We start from the raw sequence: 20,674 nt of genomic DNA, 5'->3' as shown, positions 1-20,674 counted from the left end.
CACGGTGGGGGTGGGGGGTGGAGCGGGCCGGTCAGCCCTTGACTCCGGTGTGTGCGATTCCCTGCACGAACTGCCGTTGCAGGAAGGCGAAGACGACGATGACCGGCAGCGAGGCGAGCAGCGAGCCCGCCATCAGCACGGGGTAGTCGGTCTGGAACTGCCCCTGGAGGGAGGCGAGTCCGGCCGACAGGGTCATCTTGTCGGGGTCGGTGTTGACCACCAGCGGCCAGAACAGGTCGTTCCAGCTCCACAGCAGCGCGAGCACGCCGAGCGCGACCAGGCCCGGCCGGACCAGCGGCAGCATCACCGACCAGTAGATGCGCAGCGGTCCGGCGCCGTCGATCCGCGCGGCCTCCTCCAGCTCCTTCGGCAGCGACAGGAACGACTGCCGCAGCAGGAAGACGCCGAACGCGCTGAACATGCCCGGCAGGATCAGCGCCTGGAGGCTGTTGAGCCAGCCCAGGTCGGACATGATCTGGTACTGCGGGATGATGAACAGCTGCGGCGGCACCATCAGTACCGACAGGAACAGCCCGAAGAGCACCCCGCGGCCGGGGAAGCGCAGCCGCGCGAAGGCGTAGGCGGCCATCGGGCAGAGCACGACCTGGCCCGCGGTGCGGCCCAGCGCCATCAGCAGCGTGTTGAGGAACTGGTGGCCGAACGGCAGCAGTTGGAAGACCTTGCGGTAGTTCGACCACTGGCCGCCCGGCAGCGGGGACGGCGGTACATGGGTGGCGTCGGTGAGCGACTTCAGCGAGGTGATCGCCTCCCACACGAACGGCGCCACCATCACCAGCGAGGCGGCGATCAGCACCGTGTGGACGCCGAAGTGCGATCCCTTGCGCGGGGAGCGGGCCTCAGCCATAGTGCACCCACCTTTTCTGCATGCGGAACTGGAAGGCCGTCAGGGCAATGATCACCAGCAGCAGCACCATGACGATCGCGGCCGCGTAGCCGCGGTCGTTGGTGACGAACGCCCGGTCGTAGAAGAGCTGCACGACGGTCTCCAGGCGCGGGAACGCCGGGTTGGCGCGGGCCGCGCTGCCGGAGCCGGCCATCACGTAGACCAGGTCGAACAGTTGCAGCGACCCGATCACGGAGATCACCGACACGAAGAACGCGGTGGGCGACAGCAGCGGGATCGTCACGGAGAAGAACTGCCGTACCGGGCCGGCGCCGTCGAGCTGCGCGGCCTCGTAGTACTCCTTCGGGATGGCCTGCATGCCGGCGAGGAAGATCACCAGGTTGTAGCCGATGCTGCTCCACACGCCGACCGCGACCAGCGCGTACAGCGCCACGTGCGGGTCGGCGATCCAGTTGGGGCCGTCGATGCCGACCAGCGACAGCAGGTAGTTGATCAGGCCGTAGTCGCCGTTGTAGAGCCACCGCCAGACCATGGCGATCGCCACCGGCATGGTGACCACCGGCAGGAAGAACAGCGTGCGGTACACGCCGGTGCCGCGCAGCCCGGGCCGGTTGAGCAGGGCGGCGAAGACGATCGCCAGCGGGATGGAGACCAGCCCGAGCGCGGTGTACGCCAGCGTGTTGACCATGGCCTGGCCGAACTCGCTGTCGTGCAGCAGCCGGCGGTAGTTGTCCAGGCCGGACCAGGTGTGGCCGCCGAACGCGCCCCACGCGGTGAACGAGAAGTACGCGGTCTGGACGACCGGCCACAGGTAGAACACCGCCAGGCCCAGGCCGATCGGGGCGATGAAGGCGTAGCCCCACAGCGCCTCGGTGACGCGGTCGCGGCGCTTGCTGCGGCCGGCCCGGGCCGGGCGGCCGCCCTTGGCGGGCGGCTGCTCGGTCCGGGTACCGCCGGGAGTGGACGTGATCGTCATGTCACTCCTTGGCGAGGCTGGCGTTCATCGCGGCGGCGAGGTCCTTGGCCGCCTTGTCGATGGACTCCTGGCCGTTCCACGCCTTGGTGAGGTAGGTGAGCTCCTCCTCGTTCCAGGCCGCGGTGTTCTTGGAGACGGGGAAGGGCACGGCGTAGGACAGCTCGTCGACGAAGGTGCCGAGCTTGAACTGCGGGTGGGCGGCGATCCAGGCGGCCTGGGTGCCGTTGTAGGCGGGCATGGTGCCCTTGGCGCCGAAGATGTCCGCGGCCTGCTTGGAGCCGAGGAACTTCACGAACTGCCAGGCCTGGTCGGAGTGTTTGGTCTTGGCGGAGACCACGTTGGCGACGCCGTGGATGATGGTGGCCTGCTTCTCGCCCTTGGGCAGCGGCGCGACGTCGACGTTCGCCTTGGTGTAGCTGTTGCCGCCGAACTCTGTCGCGTCCCAGGAGCCGCCCCAGTACATGGCGATCTTGCCGGCCTCGAAGAGCTGGAGCGGCGCGGTGTCCGTCATGGTCTTCAGGTCCGGCGACTCCTTCTTCTTGATCAGGTCGGTCCAGAAGCGCAGGCCCTCGATGGTCTTGGGGTTGTCGTACCCGGACTTCTTGCCGTCGGCGGAGATGACCTCGCCGCCGGCCTGGGCGATGGTGTCGTACTGGTACTCCTGGAAGCTGGTCAGCTCCGCGTCGGTGCCGTACTGGCCCTTGCCGGCGTCGGTGAGCTTCGCGGCGGCGTCCTGGAAGTCCGCCCAGGTCCAGCCGGCCTTCGGGTAGGGGACCTTGGCGGCGTCGAAGAGCGCCTTGTTGTACCAGACGCCGACGGTGTCCATGTCCTTCGGCAGGCCGTAGTGCTTGCCCTGGTAGGTGTAGAGGTCGACCAGCTGCTTGGGGTAGTTCGACAGCGAGACCTTGTCCTTGGCGATCTCGTCGTCCAGCGGGCTGATCACGCCGTTGGAGGCGTAGAGCTGGAAGTTGGGGCCGTTCATCCAGAACACGTCGGGCGCCGAGCCGCCGGTCGCGGCGGCCTTCAGCTTGGTCCAGTAGTCGGCCCAGGGCGTGACCTCGACCTTGACCTTGATGTTCGGGTGGGTCTTGGTGAACGCCGCGCTGAGCTCCTCCATCGCGGACTTCTGGGTCGCGTCCCACACCCCGTAGGACAAGGTGACCTTGCCGTCGGAGGCCGCCGAGTCACTGCCACCGGACGAGCAGGCGGACGCGGCCAGCACCACCCCCAAGGCCACCGCGGCCCACCGCACCGAGTTACGCATCCCATGTCCTCCCACGGTCGAGAAGCCCTGCTCGCCGACCGGTCGGCTAGGGCATCGAGTTCGCTTAATCATGGAGTCCAGGGAAATTAAGTCAATACCCGAGGCGGTTACGAAGTTGTTGCCTTCGCGTTCCCGGCCGCCCGGCAACCGCCGCGCAGGCCCCGCCGCAGGGGTGCCACGGCAGCGCCCGCACGCGCCGCCGTACCCCGTTCTACCAGGTCAGCGGCCTGCACTGAGCACCCGGTGGGCGGCTGACAGCTCCCGCGCGAAGTACTCGGGGCCGCCGAGGTCGACGCGTTCGCGCAGTTCGCGGTCCACGTGGTCCAGGGCCAGCCGCAGCGCGCCCAGCGCCACCCCCTCGTCGCCGAACTCCGACACCCGCACCTCGGGGGTGCGGATGCACCAGCGGTCCAGCTCGCGCCGCAGCGGGTCGACGATCAGGTCCGCCGAACGCGAGAACCCGCCGCCGATCACCACCAGTTCGGGGTCGAGGGTGAGCACCAGGGCGGCGGCCCCCACGGCGACGTCGCGCACGTACCGGCGCACCACGGCCGCGGCCTTGCGGTCGCCGGCCCGGGCGGCCTCGAAGACCGCCTCGGCGGCGTCGTCCTGGTCGCGCCCGCCCAGGTCAAGGCCGCTGCCCAGGGCGCCTCCCACGCCGTCTCCCGCCGAGGCCGCCGCAGCCGCATCCGTCGCGCCGGCACCGGGCGAGCGCTCCGGCGGCGGCCAGGACTTCAGGTGCTCCTGCGCCCTGATCCACCCGGAGGCGGGCAGCGCCCCGATCTCGCCGGCGGCGTTGCCGAAGCCGCGGTGCAGCTTGCCGTCGATGATCAGGCCGGCGCCGGTGCGCAGACCCGCCAGGATCAGCACCACGTCCTTGGCGTAGCGGGCCGCGCCGCGCCAGGACTCGGCGAGCGCGGCGAGCTTGCTGTCGTTCTCGACCAGGACCGCGCCGCCGGCCCGGCGGCGCAGGTGGGCGGCCACGTCCACGCCGGTCCACTCCGGCAGCGCCTCCGAGAGCATCACCCGCCCCGCGCCGTCCACCAGCCCGGTGGTGGCCGCGCCCGCCGCCCAGATGTCGCCCGCGGCCGCCCCGGCCCCGGCCAGCGCGTCGGCGACCGCCCGGTCCAGCGCGGCCAGCCGGTCCTTGCGGCCCATCGCCGGGGCGACGGCGACCCGGGCGCTGTGCAGCACGGTGCCGTCCAGGTCGGCGACCAGGGCGAGGATCTTGTGGCCGCCGATGTCGACGCCCAGCACGCGTCCGGCGTCCGCCCGGAAGCGGTAGCGGCGGGCGGGCCGGCCCACGGCGCCGGCCGCGGCGGGCACCTCGGCGAGCCAGCCGCGCTCCAGCAGCCCGCGCGCGACGTCCTCGGTGGACGCCCGGGACAGCCCGGTCCGGCGGGAGATTTCGGTCAGCGTCAGCCCGGGCTCCTCGCGCAACACGCTGATCAGGGCCAGCGAGTTGAGCCGCCGCAGCTGGGAGAGGTCGCCGCCTGGCGCGATCTCGGTCACCGCTCCCCCTTGAGATCGGTTGGCACACTGCTAATAATGAGGGACTCCTTCGTAAGTACGGGAAAGGACCCCATGCCTCCGGTGACTCTAGCTCTCGTCGGCGCCGGGCTGCGCGGCCAGTCGTACGCGCGCCGCGCCCATGCCACCGGTGAGGGCCGGGTGGTGGCGGTCGCCGAGCCCGACGACGCGCGACGCGCCGCCGCGGCCCGCGAGTTCGGGATTCCGGCCGACCGCGTGTACTCCGACTGGACCGAGATCGCCGCGGCCGGGCGCCTTGCCGACGCCGCGATCGTCGCCACGCAGGACCGGCTGCACACCGACCCCACCGTGGCACTGGCCGACCAGGGCTATCACATACTCCTGGAGAAGCCGATGGCCACCGAGGAGGCCGAGGCCGAGGCGATCGCGGCGGCGGCCGAGCGCAACAAGATCACGCTGGCGGTCTGCCATGTGCTGCGCTACACGCCCTACACCCGCGCGCTCAGGCAGCTGCTGGACGACGGGGTGATCGGCCGGCTGGTGAGCGTGCAGCACCTGGAGCCGGTCGGCTGGTGGCACCAGGCGCACTCGTTCGTCCGCGGCAACTGGCGCAACTCCGGCACCTCCGCGCCGATGCTGCTCACCAAGTCCTGCCACGACATCGACTGGCTGCTCTACCTCTTCGGCCGCGCGCCGCAGCGGGTCGGCTCGTTCGGCAGCCTGTCGCACTTCCGCCCCGAGGACGCGCCCGAGGGCGCCGCCGCGCGCTGCGTGGAGTGCCCGATCGAGTCCACCTGCGCGTACTCCGCCAAGCGGCTGTACCTGGACTGCCTCGCCGACGCCGACAGCCGGTTCTGGCCGCTGTCGGCGGTCACCGACGACCACACCGAGGAAGGCGTCCTGGCGGCGCTGCGCACCGGCCCGTACGGGCGCTGCGTGTACGCCTGCGACAACGACGTGGTCGACCACCAGGTGGTGTCCATGGAGTTCGAGGACGGCGCGACCTGCTCGTTCACCATGAGCGCGTTCACGCCGATGGAGCACCGGCGGACCCGGCTGATGGGCACCCGCGGCTTCCTGGACGGCGACGGCCGGTCGATCCGCCGGGTGGACTTCCTCACCGGCTCCGACGAGACGTTCGAGGTCGGGGCGGAGGCGGGCGCGTCGGCCGCCGACGGGCACGGCGGCGGCGACGAGGCGCTGACCGACGCCTTCCTGGCCGCCGTCGCGACCGGGGACAGCGCGCAGCTGCGGTCGGACGCGGCCACCAGCCTCGCCGGCCACCGCGTGGTGTGGGCCGCGGAGCGGGCCCGCGCGACCGGCACCGTGGTCGAGGTCGCGCGGTAGGGCGGGCGGCGGGGCCCTGGGGTAGGGCCTGCGGTAGGGCCCGCACCTTTTGCCCCGGGCCGTCACCGCGCCCGGGGCGGAGCCCTGTGCCGCGCGCGGAGCCTGGGCACAGGGCTCCGCGGGAGCCTCACCCGGCCGGTGCGAAGCCCAGGACGGCCTCGGCCAGTTCGGCCGGCGCCTCCAGCGGGATGAGGTGGCCGGTGCGCGGGATCACCGTGACCTCGGCCCGGGACAGGTACGGCACCAGGTTGGCGCGCAGCACCTCCGGCGGCTCGACCTGGTCCTGCTCCCCGGCGACGACGAGCGCGGGCACCTCGATCCTGCGGGTGCGCGCGGTGATGTCCTCGGCGATGCCGTGCAGCGGCCACTGGGTGCGGGCGGCGTCCGCGCCGGACCGCGAGTCGGCGACGACGCGCGCCCTGACCGGCGCGGGCAGTTCGGTCGCGGTCAGCACGTGGTCCAGGGCCCAGGTGGCGGACGCCTCGGAGTCGTAGGCGTGGGAGAGCTGCTGCCGGTACTCGGGCGTGACGGCGGCGGCGGGCTTCGCCGGGCCGGAGCCGACCAGGACGATGCCGCGCAGCCCGGCGGGCCGGGTCGCCGCGACCAGCTGTGCGACCTTGCCGCCCATCGAGTGCCCGACCAGTACGTGGTCGGTGACGCCCGCCTCCGCGAGCACCGCGAGGGTGTCCTCGGCGAGCCGGTCGAGTGTGTAGGGGCCGGGCAGGCCGCTCGACCGGCGCCAGCCGCGGAAGTCGACCGCCAGTACGTCGCGCCCGGTCAGGCGGTCGGCGACCAGGTCCCAGGTGCGGGCGGAGCCGCCCCAGTAGTGGAGCAGGACCAGGGTCGGCCCGGTGCCCTGCCGGTGGTCGTAAGTGGGCAGGTGCTGCTGTCGCGTCGTGGTCATGACGGCCTTCCGGTTCGCTGCGGTGGGGGGATCTCCCCCATGTGTCCATCGAAGCTCTTCCGCCGGGGGCGGGCATCGGCGCGACTGGTCGCGCCATGGTGGAAAATGGACAGGTGCAGGCGATCCGGCAGATGACCTACCAGCCCGCCGGCCGCGGTGCCGCCGGGGTCGAGACGATGACGTTCGCGCGCCTTCGCGCGCTCAACGACGGCGGCACGCAGCGTGCCGACTTCCATGTCCTCGCCGTCGTCGACGCCGGGCGCGGCGCGGTCACGGTGGACTTCCTGCGGCATCCCCTGGCGGAGCGGTCCGCGGTCTGGGTTCCGCCCGGCGCGGTGCACCGGTGGGACGACATCGCCGCGCTGGCCGGGCACCTCGTGCTGTTCGTGCCGACCGCGCCGGTGACCGGCGCCACCCGCGGGCTCGTCGCGGCCCCGGACCTGGCCGCGCACTGGGGCGTGCCCGACGCCGACTGGCCGTACGTCGACGCCGCGTGCCGCCATCTCGTGCTGGAGGCCGCGGCCCCGCCCGGGGACTTCGCGGCGGAACTGCCCGGCATCCTGCTCTCCGCGCTCCTCGCCCGGCTGCGGCCGCCGCACGCCCAGGAGCCGTCCGCGCACCCGCTGTTCCCGCTCTTCCGCGCGAGCGTCGAGGCGCACTTCCGGGAACACCATGACGCCGGCCACTACGCGCGCGCCCTGGGGTACGCGCCCCGCACCCTCTCGCGCGCGGTGCAGCAGGCCACCGGCCGTACGGCGAAGGGGTACATCGTCGACCGGCTCGTCCTGGAGGCCAAGCGCCTGCTCGCGCACGACCGCCTCACCGCGGCCCGCTGCGCCGACGCGCTGGGCTTCCCCGACGCGTCCAACTTCTCGGTGTTCTTCCGCAAGGCGACCGGCATGCGCCCCGGCGCGTGGCAGGCGGCCGCCGACGACGCGCGGTGACGGGGGCCCGGCCGGGTCACCCGGGCGGCGTCCCGTATCCGCCGCCGCCGGGGGTCTCGACCACCAGGACGTCCCCAGGGCGCAGGTCGGCGCTGTCGCAGCCGGCGAGCGGCTGGACGCTGCCGTCGCCGCGCTCGACGTGCGCGGCGCCGAGGGCGCCCGGCAGGCCGCCGGCCATCCCGTACGGCGGCACCCGGCGGTGGCCGGCGAGCGTGCTGACCGTCATCGGTTCGAGGAAGCGCAGGCGCCGTACGACGCCGTCGCCGCCGTGCCAGCGCCCCGCTCCCCCGGTGCCGCGCCGTACGGCGAACTCCTCGACGCGCACCGGGTGGCGCCACTCCAGGACCTCGGGGTCGGTCAGCCGGGAGTTGGTCATGTGGGTCTGCACCGCGCTCGCCCCGTGGTAGCCCTTCCCGGCGCCGGAGCCCGACGCGACGGTCTCGTAGTACTGGTGGCGTGCGTTGCCGAACGTGACGTTGTTCATGGTCCCCGAGCCCTCCGCCTGGACCTCCATCGCCGCGTACAGGGCGCCGATGACGGCCTGTGAGGTCTCCACGTTCCCCGCGACGACGGCGGCGGGGTAGGCGGGGGCGAGCATCGAGCCGCCGGGGACGACCAGGCGCAGCGGGCGCAGGCTGCCGTCGTTGAGGGGGATGTCATCGGCGACGAGGGTGCGGAAGACGTAGAGCGCGGCGGCGGTGGTCACCGACGCCGGCGCGTTGAAGTTGGTGGCGAGTTGCGGCGAGGTGCCGGTGAAGTCCAGGGTGGCGGTGCGCCGCGCGTGGTCCACGGTGACGCGGACCGCGATGACCGCGCCGGAGTCCGTCTCGTACCGGCACTGCCCGTCGCGCAGCGCGTCGATGACGCGGCGCACGGCCTCCTCGGCGTTGTCCTGCACGTGCCGCATGTACGCCTGCACCACGTCGAGGCCGAAGTGCTCGATCATCGCGCCGACCTCGTCGACGCCCTTGCGGTTGGCGGCGATCTGGGCGCGCAGGTCGGCGAGGTTGGTGTCGGGGTTGCGGGAGGGGTAGGGGCCGGCGGTCAGCAGCCGGCGGGTCGCGTCCTGGAGCAGCCGGCCGTTCTCCACGAGCAGCCAGTTGTCGAAGAGCACGCCCTCCTCCTCGATGCTGCGGCTGTCCGCGGGCATGGAGCCCGGGCTGCTGCCGCCGATCTCGGCGTGGTGGCCGCGGGAGGCGACGAAGAAGAGGATGCGGGGCCGGCCGGTCTGTTCGGTGTCGAACACCGGCGTGATCACGGTGACGTCGGGCAGGTGGGTGCCGCCGTGGTACGGGTCGTTGACGGCGTAGCTGTCGCCGGGCTTCATCGTGTCGGCGCGGCGCCGGATGACCTCCTTGACGCCGGCGCCCATGGACCCCAGGTGCACGGGGATGTGCGGGGCGTTGGCGACGAGGTCGCCGTCGTCGTCGAAGAGCGCGCAGGAGAAGTCGAGCCGCTCCTTGATGTTCACCGACTGCGCGGTGGACTCCAGGCGCGCGCCCATCTGTTCGGCGATCGACATGAAGAGGTTGTTGAAGACCTCCAGCATGACCGGGTCGGCCTGGCTGCCGACATCGGCCCGGTCCGGCTCGGCGGTGCGGCGCAGGACCAGGTGCCCTTCGGGCGCCATCGCCGCCTGCCAGCCCTCGTCGACGACCGTGGTGGAGTTCGTCTCCGTGATGACGGCCGGGCCGGCGACGGACTCCCCCGGGCGCATGGACTCCCTTGCGCGCAGCGGCACTTCGCGCCACGCGCCTTGGGTGTAGAGGGACGCGGTCGCGTCCTGCGCCGCCGGTGGCGCCTGCGCGGGCCGCGGTGTCAGGTCCGGCTGCTCGGTCAGGCCGACCGCTTCGGTCGACAGCGACTCCACCACGATCGGGCGGTCCATCAGGAAGGAGTACCTGGCTTCGTGGCCGGCCTCGAAGGCGGCCTTCATGGCTCCGGGTTCCGCGAGGTCCACCGGCACGGTGGTGTCGGTGCCGTCGTAGCGCAGCCGGGCGCGGCAGGTGATCCGGATGCTCTGCGCCGGGACCTCCTCGTCGAGCAGTTCGCGGCGGGCCTGCTCCTCCAGTTCCCGGGCCACCGCCCGGACGCGGTCCATGGCGGCCGGCTCCAGCGGGACCTCCACGGACTGCTCGCGCATCGTGGTGGTGTCGGCCATGCCCATCCCCAGCGCGGACAGCACCCCGGCCATGGGCGGGACCAGCACGGTGCGCACGCCGAGCGAGTCGGCGACCGCGCAGGCGTGCTGGCCGCCCGCGCCGCCGAACGTGGTCAGCGCGTACTGCGTGATGTCGTGGCCCTTCTGCACCGAGATGCGCTTGACGGCGCCCGCGATGCCGGCGACCGCGACCTGGAGGTAGCCCTCGGCGACCTGCTCCGGTGTGCGCGTGTCGCCCGTCGCCGCGCCGATCCGCCCGGCGAGGTCGGCGAACCGCCGCCGTACGGTCCGCGCGTCCAGCCGCTGGTCCCCGTCCGGCCCGAACACGGCCGGGAAGTGGCCGGGTTGGACGCGGCCGAGCATCACATTGGCGTCGGTCACGGTGAGGGGGCCGCCCTTGCGGTAGCAGGCGGGTCCGGGGTCGGCGCCGGCGGAGTCCGGGCCGACGCGGTAGCGGGTTCCGTCGAAGTGCAGCACCGAGCCGCCCCCGGCGGCCACGGTGTGGATGTCGAGCATCGGCGCCCGCAGGCGTACGCCCGCCACCTGGGCGTCGAGCACCCGCTCGTAGGCTCCGGCGTAGTGCGAGACGTCGGTGGAGGTGCCGCCCATGTCGAAGCCGATGACCCGGTCGTGGCCGGCCGCGCGCGACATGCGCGCCATCCCGACGATGCCGCCGGCCGGACCGGACAGGATCGCGTCCTTGCCGCGGAAGTGCCCGGCCTCGGCCAGCCCGCCGTTGGACTGCATGAACATCAGCCGCACACCGCGGAGTTGCCCGGCGACCTGGTGTACGTAGCGGCGCAGCACCGGCGAGAGGTACGCGTCGACGACCGCGGTGTCCCCGCGCGGGACCACCTTCATCAGCGGGCTGACCTCGCTGGAGAGCGACACCTGCGGGAAACCGAGGCGTTCGGCCAGGGCGCCGACGGCCTGCTCGTGCCGCGGGTGCAGGTGGCTGTGCAGGCAGACGACCGCCACCGCCCGGATGCCGTCGCCGTGGGCGGCGCGCAGGTCGGCCGCCAGCCGCTCCAGGTCGGGGGCGCGCAGGACGGTCCCGTCGGCCGCGATCCGCTCGTCCACCTCGATGACCCGCTCGTAGAGCTGCTCGGGCAGGGCGATCTCGCGCGCGAAGAGGTGCGGCCGGTTCTGGTAGCCGATGCGCAGGGCGTCGGCGAAGCCGCGGGTGATGACGAGGGCGACCCGGTCGCCCTTGCGTTCCAGCAGCGCGTTGGTCGCCACCGTGGTGCCCATCCGGACGCTGTCGACGAGCGCGGCGGGCACGGCCTGGTCCTCGGTCAGGTCCAGCAGGTGCCGGATGCCGGCCACCGCGGCGTCCTGGTAGGCCGCGGGGTTCTCCGACAGCAGCTTGTACGACAGCAGCCGCCCGTCCGGCCGCTGGGCGACCACGTCGGTGAAGGTGCCGCCCCGGTCGACCCAGAAGCGCCAGCCCCGGTTCGCCATGGGCACCAGTATCCGGCCGCCCGCGAGCCCGGGCAAAAGTTCCCTTTCACCCTGAAAGGAACGCTCCGGCCGGTCGGCGCCGCGGCGGTCAGCGGTGCTGGCCGGGCACCGTGCTCTTGGAGAAGTTGCCGGTCCAGGCGGCCTTCGCGCCGGAGTCCCCGATCCGGTACACCTGCACGACGGCGCCGGCGGCCACGACCGCGCACACCACCGCCGCGGCGACGCGCAGCGGCATCGCGGGGGCGGCGGCGCCGCCCGTGCCGCCGCCGGTCGAGGCCGCCGCGGTGCGGCGGTTCCACCACCACAACCCTGCGGCCAGGACGAACAGGCCGATCGCCCAGGGCAGCAGCCCGTCCCCGAGTTCGGTGTGCCGGCGTATGAGCGGGGTGCTGGCAGTGTGCCGCTCCAGCCACTCCCCGGCGTGGGTGGTGAGCGGCACGCTCACCAGCGTCACCAGCGCCAGGAGCGGCAGCACCAGGCCCATCCGCCGCATCCAGCTCGGCCACACCGCACAGGCGATGAGCGCGATCGCGGTGAGGGGGACGAGCACGACGACCACGTGCACCAGCAGGATGTGCGCGGGCAGGCCGTTGATCTGGGTGGGACCCACGGAGGGGACCTCCTCTGCGAGGGACTTGGGAAGCGACAACCTACTACAAGCGTGTAGACGCTTGTGCGGGCCGGGGCCGCCGTCGGTCACCCGGGCCGGTCCGCTGTCGCTCGCCTTCGCTCCCGCCGGGCCCTTCCGCGCAGGTCAGCGCCCCCGTGGGTGGTCGCTCCGCCCGTGGGCGTTCTCCTCGGCGTCGAGCGCGCCGAGGTCCATGAGCCGCTGGCCCAGCTCCCGCAGGGCGCGGCCGGCGGCGTACTCGTCACCGATCTCGGGCACGAGCCGCTCACCCGGATGGCAGTGGGCGCTCGCCCACCGGTCCAGCCGGTTGTCGCCGGTGTCGAGCACCACGTGCGCGGTGGTGTCGCCCTCCTTGTCGTCCTCGAAGAGGTCGAGGCGAACGTTCCACGACCTGGTGTGATCCGGTGTGCTCGGCTTGGTCTGCGCCGTCATGAGCGGGCTCCTCTCCGTGGCCGGCACCGTTTCGAGGTGCACCTCTCTTTCCACGCGAACACACCCGGCCGCCGCCCCGGCAGGGCCCTTCGGGCCGTCGCCCCGGGACCACCGGCCCACCTGCCGCACGGCCCCGACCCGCCGGCCGGACCGCGGCCGGCGGACCCGGGACGTGAGCGAACGGGCGGTCGCCGCCCCCCAGGACCGTGGCCGAAAATCTCCCCCCGCGACACCCCCCACCGTGTGGAGGCCGAGCGGTTCGGCGCGCACGGCAGGGGACCGCGCGCCGCCGGCCGCGCCGGCGCACGCGGCATTCCCTTTGTGCACCCGCGTCACCCCCGCCGTGGAGGACCGGCACCGCGGAGCACGCCCGCCGCGCCCGCGGGAGCGCCGGCCCCCCACCGTCTCCCCGCCCCGCCGGGGCCCACTTCCGCTTGCGGGGCCCCGCCGGACCGCGGAGAGCGCGCCCGGAGCACCCCCGCGCGCCGAATATCCGCTTCGAGCGTCTTTGGAACGAATGGCACGCCAATCCGAAAAATGTCATGTCAATTTTCTGCCTAAACAGAAGTAAATATTGCGCAACAGAATCGCGAATGTGATGCTCTGCTGAGCCTTTTCTGCGGCTCTATGCAAAATCCTGCAACGTCTGAGCAAACAACCGACACGGCCGGCATCGCAGCCCGCGGATCGCCGGCCAGAGGGAGGGGCGGTGCAACGCACCGGACAGCGCATGGTGGTGACAGGCGGGGCCGGGTTCCTGGGCTCGCACGTGTGTGAACGGCTCATCGGCGAAGGCCACGACGTCCTGTGCGTCGACAATCTCAGTACCGGCAGCCAGGACAACATCCGCCCTCTCATGGGCAACCCGGCATTCGAGTTCCGTGCGGCCGACGTCTCGGCCGGCCTGGACGTGGACGGCCCGGTGGCCGCCGTCCTGCACCTGGCCTGCCCCGCGTCCCCGCGTGACTATCTGAGGCTCTCGCTCGAGACGCTGCTGGTGTGCTCCGCGGGCACCCACCACGCGCTGGAACTGGCCCGCGCCAAGGACGCCCGCTTCCTGCTGGCGTCCACCAGCGAGGTCTACGGCGATCCGGCGGTCCACCCGCAGGTGGAGACGTACTGGGGCAACGTCAATCCCGTGGGCCCGAGAGCGGTGTACGACGAGGCCAAGCGCTTCAGCGAGGCGATGACCGTGACGTACCGGAGCCGCTTCGGTGTGGACACCCGCATCGTCCGCATCTTCAACACCTACGGGCCGCGGATGCGCGGCGGCGACGGCCGCATGATCCCCGCGTTCATCACCCAGGCCCTGGCCGGCAAGCCGCTGACCGTGGCCGGGAACGGCGAGCAGACCCGGTCGCTGTGCTACGTGGACGACACCGTGCGCGGACTGCTCGCGCTGCTGGCGTCCGACCAGGAGGTGGGCCCGGTCAACATCGGCGGCAGCCACGAGCTGACGGTGCTGGACACCGCCCGCGAGGTGCTGCGTGTCACCGGCTCCTCCTCCCGAGTCGTCTTCGTCCCCCGCCCGCAGGACGATCCGCAGGTGCGCCGCCCGGACGTCAGCAGAGCGGCACGCACCCTCGGCTGGCGTCCGACCGTGGACATCGGCACCGGGCTGCGGCGCACCGCCGAGTGGTTCGAAGGCGTCCGGCCGGTCGCGGCGGTGACCGGCTGATGGCCTCACACCTGCCCGACCGCCTCCCCGGGCCGGAGGGCCCGGTAACGGGCGAGCCGCGACCCCTGCGGGGGATCTCCGTCGTCGTCCCCACGCTGGGGCATCCCGAGTCCGTCCGTCGGCTGCTGGAGTCGCTGCGCACCGCGGCCGGCCTGCTGCCGGAAGGCCACGACGCCGAGGTCATCGTCGTCGACGACTCGTCGGACCAGGACCTGCGCGGCATCCGGCAGGCGTGCGCGGAGACCGGCGCCTCCTACGTCCGCGGACCGCGCCGGGTGGGCGCGAAGCGCAATCTGGGGGCCGCCCGCGCCAAGCACCCGCTGGTGCTGTTCATCGACTCCGACTGCGTGGCCACACCGTCCCTGCTGCTGGAGCACCTGCGCGCGCACAACGAGGAGCAGGCCCCCTCCGGGCGGCCCGTCGCCGCCGTCGCGGGCCCGACCGTCGTGGAGGGCGTCGACGAGGCGGCGGCCTGGCGCACCGTGAAGGACTCCGTCGTGGTGAACGCCCCCTGGAACTGGCCGCAGCACTACCGCGAGCTGTGGTGGGCGGCCACGTCCAACCTGTCGGTGCGGACCGAGGCCCTCGACGACATCGGCGGATTCGACGAGCTGACCTACACCGTCGTCGGGGGCGAGGACGTCGACCTCGGCGTACGGCTGCACGAAGCGGGCTGGGCCACCGTGGGCCACCCGTCCGCCGTCGTCCGGCACGCGACCGACGGCATCGACCGGCTGGGCCAGTTCCGCCGCAAACTCTTCCTCTACGGACGGGCCTGCGTCTACAACTGCGTCCGGCAGCCGCAGTTCGCCCGCTGGTGGCCCAACCCGGTCACCGCCGCGGCCCTCGGCGCGGGCGCCGCCGTGCTCCTGCCGGGCCGGAGCCGGACCGCTGCGCTCGCGACCACGGCGGCCGGCACCGCCGCCTGGTACGCGGCCGACACGCGCAGGACCGCACGGCGGTCCGGTGCCGGCTGGCGGTCCGCCGCGGCCGCCACCTCGGTCGACTGGAGCTACCACCTCGGCATCGTCCGCGAGGCCCTGCGCCGGGGCCGCCCCCTGCTGGCCGCCAAGCGGTTCGACTACTTCCGCGCCGACCGCTTCGCACCCGCCCCGCCCGCCTCGACCACACCGTCCGCACCCTCCACAGCCGACGCACCGGCACCCGCAGGCCCCGCAGAGGAGAGGAAGACCGTATGAGCCGCCCACGCGTCATCGTCCAGACCGGCATCTACGGCTACGGCATCCTGGGCCGGCGCGCCGAGGAGGACCTGCCGGGCACCCTCGGCGCCATCGCCGCCGCCGGGTTCGACGGGCTGGAGGTCATGTCCTCGCTCCTCGCCGAGCCGGACCGGCTGGCCCGTACCTGTACCGGACTCGGCCTGCACGTCGACGGCGTGCACCTGTTCTGGCACGAACTGGAGACCTTCGACTGGTCGGTACTGACCACGCTCGACACGCCCCGGCTCATCCTGTCCGGGCTGCCCGTGGCGTCCGAGGAGGCCATCGCGGACAACGTGCCGCAGCTGCGCGAGCATGCCGACCGCGCGGCGAAGGCCGGCGCCCGCCTGCTGATCCACAACCACGCCGAGGAGGGCCGGCCGGTGGAGGGCGGCCGGATTCCGCTGGAGATCCTGGCCGACCGGACGCAACCGGCGGAACTCGGCTTCGTCGTCGACCTGCACTGGGCCGCTGTCGCGGGCGACACCGACCGCATCGTGCGGGCGACGGCCGGACGGTGCGACTACCTCCACATCAAGGACGGCCTGGTGGACGACCCCGAGGCGCCGCACTCCTTCGACCTGGGCACCGGCGAGGTCGACCTCGCGCACGGCTGGGCCGCCGCCGGCGCCGCGGGCGCCGTAGCGGTCGCCGCCGTCGAACGCAGCATGCCCGCCGAGGACCTGGACGCCGCGCTGCGGCACGACGCCGCCTACACCCGGGGCCTCATCGCAGCCGGCGGAGCCGGCCGATGAGCCGGCCGGCTCCGCTGCGGATCGCCCTGGTCGGCTGCGGGGCCATCGCGGAGTACGGTCACGTGCCGGCGCTGCTCTCCTTGCCGGAACAGGCCGCGGTGACCTCCGTGGTGGACAGCGCGGCCGCCCGCAGGGAGCTGGTGGGTGAGCTGCTGCACGTGCCTGCCGCCCGTCGCCACGGCGATGTCGCGGCGCTCGTACGGGCCGGCGATCCAGTGGATCTGGCCGTCGTCATCCTGCCGCCGCGGGCCACCCCTGGTGCCGTCGAGGCCCTGCTCGCCGCCGGGACACCGGTCCTGGCGGAGAAGCCGGTGACCGCCGACCCGCGGCAGGCCGCCCGGCTGGCCGGGTCGGCGGCCCCCGGGCGGCTGGGGATCGTGCACAACTACCTCCACCGCAGCGACGTACGCCAGGCTCTGGAGCACCTGCGCTCCGAGGAGACCGGGCCGGTGCGCTTCCTGCGTCTGGAGCAGCCGGACGCCGGGCACTTCCCCGGCGCCGGCGACCGCCCGCACTGGCGCCGCAACGACACCCCCGAGGGCTGCCTGCTCGACAACGCCTACCACTGGGTCTACGTCGCCGCGGAGTTGGCCGGCGCCCCCGTCGCGAAGGTCACCGCCCGGCTGTCACGTCCCGCGGACGGTTCGGCCGTCGATGTCGCACTGCTGCTGCTGGACCATGCGAACGGTGTCCTGACCAGCGTCCAGACCTCGTGGTGCGCCAAGGACGCCCGGCCCGTCCTGGAGGTGCACACCGACCGCGGGTCGCTGCGCCTGGAAGGGGACTGCGCTCCGTGCACCCCCACCCTGCCCGGGACCGCGGCCTCGGCCGTGGCCCTCGAGCCGGCGTACCTGGCGTTCTACCGGGACGTCCTGGCCGCGGTCCGGGCCGGTGTGCCCTTCGCCGCCCCGCCCGACAGCTGCGTCGCCGTGCTGCGCGTGCTGGCCGCTGCCACCGAATCCGCGCGGACCGGGCGCACCGTGACCGTCGGCGCGGTCCCAGCCGTCACCACGGGCGGTCCGGACCAGCCCTACCGACCGGCACGGCTGACCGGACCCGACCACTCGTGAGGAGCACCTGCCCCGATGCCTGAACAAGGACCTTCCCGCCCCTCCCCCGCCGCCCCGGACCCCGACGCCCGTCTGACCGTGGCGGTCTGCACGGTCGGGCGTCCGGCGTTCCTGCGGGCGCTGCGGTTGCTGGCCGCCGGCGACACCGCGGCCGTCGCCGAACTGATCGTCGTGGACAACTCCGGTGGTGTGCTGGACCGCGGCGCTGCGGCGGCCGCGGCAGCGCCGCTGGCCGTGCGCGTGCTCGACGGCACCGGCCCGGCGTCCGCCGGGCGCAACCTGGCACTGGCCGAGGCGCGCACGGACGTCGTGCTCTTCTTCGACGACGACTGCCTGCCCGAGCCCGACTGGGCCCGGGAGATGGCGGGCTACATGGCGGCCGAGCCCGAGGTCGCCGCGGCGTTCGGCCATGTCGAGCCGGTACCGCGGCCCGGCTGGCGGCTGCGCACCGCCGTGCTCCCGCTGCTCGGGGAGAACGCGTGGGGCACGGCCGACTCCCCCGAAGGGGAGTTGTGGTGCCCCGCGGTCTCCGCCCCCAGCTGGCGCGCGGGCACCGTCACCGGCGAACCGACCGTTCCGTGGTGCGCGGTGGGCTCGTCGAACAACCTCGCGCTGCGGCGCAGCCGGCTGCTGCCGGGACGCCCGGCGTTCCTGCCGCACCTCGGCCCGGGCACCGGCGCCGGATCGGGTGAGGACACCGAGCTGGGCTACGCGCTGATGCGGGCCGGGCGGGGCGTGGCCTACGTGCCGCAGGCCGGACTGCTGCACGACTCGTGGATGCCGCCGTCCTCCGCCGAGCAGGCGCACCGCGGCTACATCCGGGGCAATGTGGAGGCCCTGGGCCACCACGCGCTGCGCGGCGACGCGCACGCCGCCCGGCTGCTCGCCGCCTACGTGGGGCACTTCCGCACCGACAACGACTACGGGCTGAGGGAGTTCGGCGACATCCTCGAGTGGGCGTACGGCTCCTTGTCGGCGGGGGCCGAGCGGCCCCCGCTGCGCAAGTCCGACCTGGCGCTGTCCGGCGCGGCGCCGGAGCCCGTCGCCGCCGCGGCGGTGCCGGTCGAACGCGGCGTGCCGGCCCAGGACGGGGGGCGGGCCCGGTGACCGGCCAGGACGGCGGCCGCGTGGCCGCACCCGACGGGCGCGGCGCCGGTCAACAGGGGTCCGGCGGGCGCTTCCTGCGCTGGGGCGTGCTCGGCGGCGCGCGCATCGCCGAGCACTTCGTGCTGCCGGCCATGGCCGGTTGCCCGCAGGCGCGGGTGACCGCTGTCGCGTCCCGTCGGCCCGACGCGGCCGAGCGGCTCGCGCGGGACCACGGCGCGCGGCCGTACGGCAGTTACGCCGCCCTGCTGGACGACCCGCGGGTCGACGCCGTCTACGTCGCCCTGCCGAACGCGCTGCACACCCGGTGGACCCTGGCGGCTCTGGCGGCCGGCAAGCACGTGTTGTGCGAGAAGCCGCTCGCCACGACCGCGGCCGACGCGCAGGCGGTCGCCCAGGCGGCCGCGGCTGCCGGACGTGTGGTGCGGGCGGGCTACATGTACCGCTGCCACCCGCAGTTCGCCGAGCTGCGCCGGCAGGTCCGCGAGGGCGTCGTCGGCGAGGTGCACATGGTCGAGGCCGCCTTGTCCTTCGTCCTCGACGACCCCTCCGACATCCGCATGTCGCCCGCGCTGGGAGGCGGTGCGCTGCTGGACCTCGGCTGCTACCCGGTCGACGCGGCGAACGTGGTGTTCGGGCGGTCGCCGGCGGGCGCGGCCGCGGTCCCGTACGTGGGCGCCACGGGCGTGGACGTGCACAGCTCGGGTGTCCTGGACTACGGCGGCGGGCGGACCGCCCTGGTCACCGCCAGCTTCCTCCTGCCGTGGCAGGACTCCCATCTCACGGTGCGCGGCGAGAAGGGCAGCCTCGTCCTCGACCACTGTTTCAACCCCGGTACCGGCGAGGGGCGCATGACGCGTCTGACCGCCGACGGCGAGCGCACCGTCACCACCTTCCCCGGTGTCGACATGTACGCCCGGATGCTGGCCGACTTCTCCGCGGCCGTGCACGGCGAGCCCGGTGTGCTGCCCGACCCGGTGCAGTCCCTCGGGGTGCAGCGCGGCCTGGAACTGCTCGCCGGCCAGGGACCGAACGCCGGCACCACTGCCCCCGTCCACTCGACGCGACAGGACAGGTAGCCCATGCGATCCGACGACCACCTGCTGGACGTGCCCGTCCAGCCCTTCGAACTCACCGAGCTGCGCCGCTCGAACCAGGAACTCAACATCGCCGAGTACCGCAGCGGCGCCACCGAACTGCGCAGCCGGCCGCTGGCGCTGTTCCTGGAGCTGACGCAGAACTGCAACCTCAAGTGCCCGATGTGCCGCTTCGGCGAGAAGTACAACCCGGCACTGAACATGGACGAGAAGATGTTCGACCGGCTCGCCGAGGAGCTCTTCCCTGCCGCGCACCTGGTGGACGTGCGCGGCTGGGGTGAGAGCACCATGCTCGCCGGGTTCGGCGACATGGTGCTGCGCGCCCTGGCCCACCGGGTCCGCGTCCGGGTCGTGACGAACGCGCAGATCAACCGCCCGGCGGTGTGGGACGCGATCATGCGCGGGCACGGCATCGTCACCGTGTCGTGCGACGCCGCCTCACCCGCCCTGTTCGAGAAGCTGCGGGCCGGCGGCACGCTGGAGCGCCTGGAGCGGACCTGCCGGTCGGTGGTGGAGGCGCGGGAGCGGTACGGGGTGCCCCGCGACCACGTCAACTTCAACGTGGTCTCCAGCATCGACAACCTCGACGAGCTGGCCGACATCGTGCGCCTCGCCGCGCGCCTGGACGTCTCCCCCGTCGTCATCCACCCCCTGGTGGCGCACCTGGACGACCCGTCGCACCTGCGGCGCGACCTGGAGCGGACCCAGCGGGCGTACGCGGAGGCCGCCGAGACCGGGCGCGCCGAGGGCGTCGTCGTCCAGCTCGGCGCGGCGCCCGACCCCTCCCTCGCCCTGCCCGACATGGTGCGCAAGCCCGCCTGCATGCACCCGTGGAGCTACGCGTACATCCGCTACGACGGGGCCGTCGGCTTCTGCGACCACCTCATCGGCAGCGACGAGTACACCCTCGGCACGCTGCGGGACAGCACCTTCGAGGAGATCTGGAACGGAGAGAAGTGGCAGTCCCTGCGGCGGGCGCACCTCACCGGCGACATCCCCGACGCGTTCTCGCCGTGCCGCTACACCTACGCGCAGCGTTACATCGACTTCGAGTACCTCGTGCATCCCGACCGCATCTCCGGGGTGGTCAGCAGCGCGACCCACGCGGACGTCACCCGCAGGCGCAGTTCCGCCACGGTGCCCTCGGTGCCGTTCGTCGCCGAACCGGCCGGTGCGGCGCAACCGCTGATCCCGGTCCGGATGCTGTCGGACAGTCTGCGCAACCTGCCGGCGCCCGGCGGGTCCTGACCGGCGGGACGCCCGCCCGCTCCGCCGCC

17 protein-coding genes are annotated in these 20,674 nt (G+C 73.4%); 9 read left to right on the top strand and 8 right to left on the bottom strand.

Annotated features, from left to right (window positions below; all coding sequences use genetic code 11):
- Positions 1 to 31: 31 nt before the first annotated feature.
- The 4 genes from WA788_RS23200 to WA788_RS23185 all read right to left on the bottom strand — a co-directional run bounded on the left by WA788_RS23200 (position 32) and on the right by WA788_RS23185 (position 4,617).
- Positions 32 to 865, bottom strand: a complete 834-nt coding sequence (locus WA788_RS23200) for a carbohydrate ABC transporter permease (protein ID WP_335980387.1) — start codon at positions 863 to 865, stop codon at positions 32 to 34.
- Positions 858 to 1,841 (bottom strand): carbohydrate ABC transporter permease, encoded by a 984-nt coding sequence (locus tag WA788_RS23195; protein ID WP_335980385.1) that lies wholly within the window; start codon positions 1,839 to 1,841, stop codon positions 858 to 860. The genes WA788_RS23200 and WA788_RS23195 overlap by 8 nt, the downstream gene beginning before the upstream one ends.
- 1 nt (position 1,842) lies before the next feature.
- Positions 1,843 to 3,105 (bottom strand): ABC transporter substrate-binding protein, encoded by a 1,263-nt coding sequence (locus WA788_RS23190; protein ID WP_335980383.1) that lies wholly within the window; start codon positions 3,103 to 3,105, stop codon positions 1,843 to 1,845.
- A gap of 219 nt (positions 3,106 to 3,324) precedes the next feature.
- The gene (locus WA788_RS23185; protein WP_335980381.1) at positions 3,325 to 4,617 is read right to left on the bottom strand and encodes an ROK family transcriptional regulator; all 1,293 of its coding nucleotides are present in this window, start codon (positions 4,615 to 4,617) and stop codon (positions 3,325 to 3,327) included.
- 72 nt (positions 4,618 to 4,689) lie between these two features.
- Between WA788_RS23185 and WA788_RS23180 the strand changes: the two genes are divergently transcribed.
- Positions 4,690 to 5,943 (top strand): Gfo/Idh/MocA family protein, encoded by a 1,254-nt coding sequence (locus WA788_RS23180; protein ID WP_335980379.1) that lies wholly within the window; start codon positions 4,690 to 4,692, stop codon positions 5,941 to 5,943.
- A 127-nt stretch (positions 5,944 to 6,070) separates the two neighbouring features.
- Here WA788_RS23180 and WA788_RS23175 read toward each other — a convergent pair whose 3' ends face one another.
- A complete protein-coding gene (locus tag WA788_RS23175; protein ID WP_335980377.1) occupies positions 6,071 to 6,847 on the bottom strand; it encodes an alpha/beta fold hydrolase in 777 nt (258 codons plus the stop codon).
- 95 nt (positions 6,848 to 6,942) lie between these two features.
- On the opposite strand from WA788_RS23175, the gene WA788_RS23170 reads away from it, so the two are divergent.
- Positions 6,943 to 7,791: a helix-turn-helix domain-containing protein gene (locus WA788_RS23170; RefSeq protein WP_335980375.1), complete on the top strand. Its 849-nt coding sequence runs from the start codon at positions 6,943 to 6,945 to the stop codon at positions 7,789 to 7,791.
- Between the two features lie 16 nt (positions 7,792 to 7,807).
- Here the strand turns inward: WA788_RS23170 and WA788_RS23165 are convergent, their stop codons facing one another.
- The 3 genes from WA788_RS23165 to WA788_RS23155 all read right to left on the bottom strand — a co-directional run bounded on the left by WA788_RS23165 (position 7,808) and on the right by WA788_RS23155 (position 12,473).
- On the bottom strand, positions 7,808 to 11,413 hold the full coding sequence (locus WA788_RS23165) for a hydantoinase B/oxoprolinase family protein (RefSeq protein WP_335980373.1): 3,606 nt from the start codon (positions 11,411 to 11,413) through the stop codon (positions 7,808 to 7,810).
- Between the two features lie 88 nt (positions 11,414 to 11,501).
- Positions 11,502 to 12,023 carry a DUF2231 domain-containing protein gene (locus tag WA788_RS23160; RefSeq protein ID WP_335980372.1) on the bottom strand — a complete coding sequence of 174 codons (522 nt, stop codon included), beginning with the start codon at positions 12,021 to 12,023 and terminating at the stop codon, positions 11,502 to 11,504.
- Positions 12,024 to 12,167: 144 nt separating this feature from the next.
- Positions 12,168 to 12,473, bottom strand: a complete 306-nt coding sequence (locus WA788_RS23155) for a dsRBD fold-containing protein (protein WP_335980369.1) — start codon at positions 12,471 to 12,473, stop codon at positions 12,168 to 12,170.
- 730 nt (positions 12,474 to 13,203) lie between these two features.
- Between WA788_RS23155 and WA788_RS23150 the strand changes: the two genes are divergently transcribed.
- From WA788_RS23150 to WA788_RS23120, 7 genes are read left to right on the top strand one after another with little or no spacing between them, the layout of a single operon-like run.
- Complete coding sequence (locus WA788_RS23150) at positions 13,204 to 14,151, top strand: NAD-dependent epimerase/dehydratase family protein (protein ID WP_335980429.1); 948 nt, start codon at positions 13,204 to 13,206, stop codon at positions 14,149 to 14,151.
- On the top strand, positions 14,151 to 15,350 hold the full coding sequence (locus WA788_RS23145) for a glycosyltransferase family 2 protein (RefSeq protein WP_335980366.1): 1,200 nt from the start codon (positions 14,151 to 14,153) through the stop codon (positions 15,348 to 15,350). Before WA788_RS23150 ends, WA788_RS23145 begins: the two co-directional genes overlap by 1 nt.
- Complete coding sequence (locus WA788_RS23140; protein WP_335980363.1) at positions 15,347 to 16,126, top strand: sugar phosphate isomerase/epimerase family protein; 780 nt, start codon at positions 15,347 to 15,349, stop codon at positions 16,124 to 16,126. The genes WA788_RS23145 and WA788_RS23140 overlap by 4 nt, the downstream gene beginning before the upstream one ends.
- Complete coding sequence (locus WA788_RS23135) at positions 16,123 to 17,196, top strand: Gfo/Idh/MocA family protein (RefSeq protein WP_335980361.1); 1,074 nt, start codon at positions 16,123 to 16,125, stop codon at positions 17,194 to 17,196. Before WA788_RS23140 ends, WA788_RS23135 begins: the two co-directional genes overlap by 4 nt.
- A 15-nt stretch (positions 17,197 to 17,211) precedes the next feature.
- Entirely contained in the window at positions 17,212 to 18,303 is a 1,092-nt protein-coding gene (locus tag WA788_RS23130) for a glycosyltransferase (protein WP_335980360.1), read from the top strand.
- On the top strand, positions 18,300 to 19,379 hold the full coding sequence (locus tag WA788_RS23125; protein ID WP_335980358.1) for a Gfo/Idh/MocA family protein: 1,080 nt from the start codon (positions 18,300 to 18,302) through the stop codon (positions 19,377 to 19,379). Before WA788_RS23130 ends, WA788_RS23125 begins: the two co-directional genes overlap by 4 nt.
- A gap of 3 nt (positions 19,380 to 19,382) precedes the next feature.
- Positions 19,383 to 20,645: an SPASM domain-containing protein gene (locus tag WA788_RS23120; RefSeq protein ID WP_335980355.1), complete on the top strand. Its 1,263-nt coding sequence runs from the start codon at positions 19,383 to 19,385 to the stop codon at positions 20,643 to 20,645.
- The last annotated feature ends 29 nt before the right edge of the window (positions 20,646 to 20,674 follow it).

The organism is Streptomyces sp. CA2R106, from assembly GCF_037034245.1.
Classification (GTDB): Bacteria; Actinomycetota; Actinomycetes; order Streptomycetales; family Streptomycetaceae; genus Actinacidiphila.
Note: the sequence above shows the minus strand (reverse complement) of the source record. Positions and strands in the feature narration are given on the sequence as shown.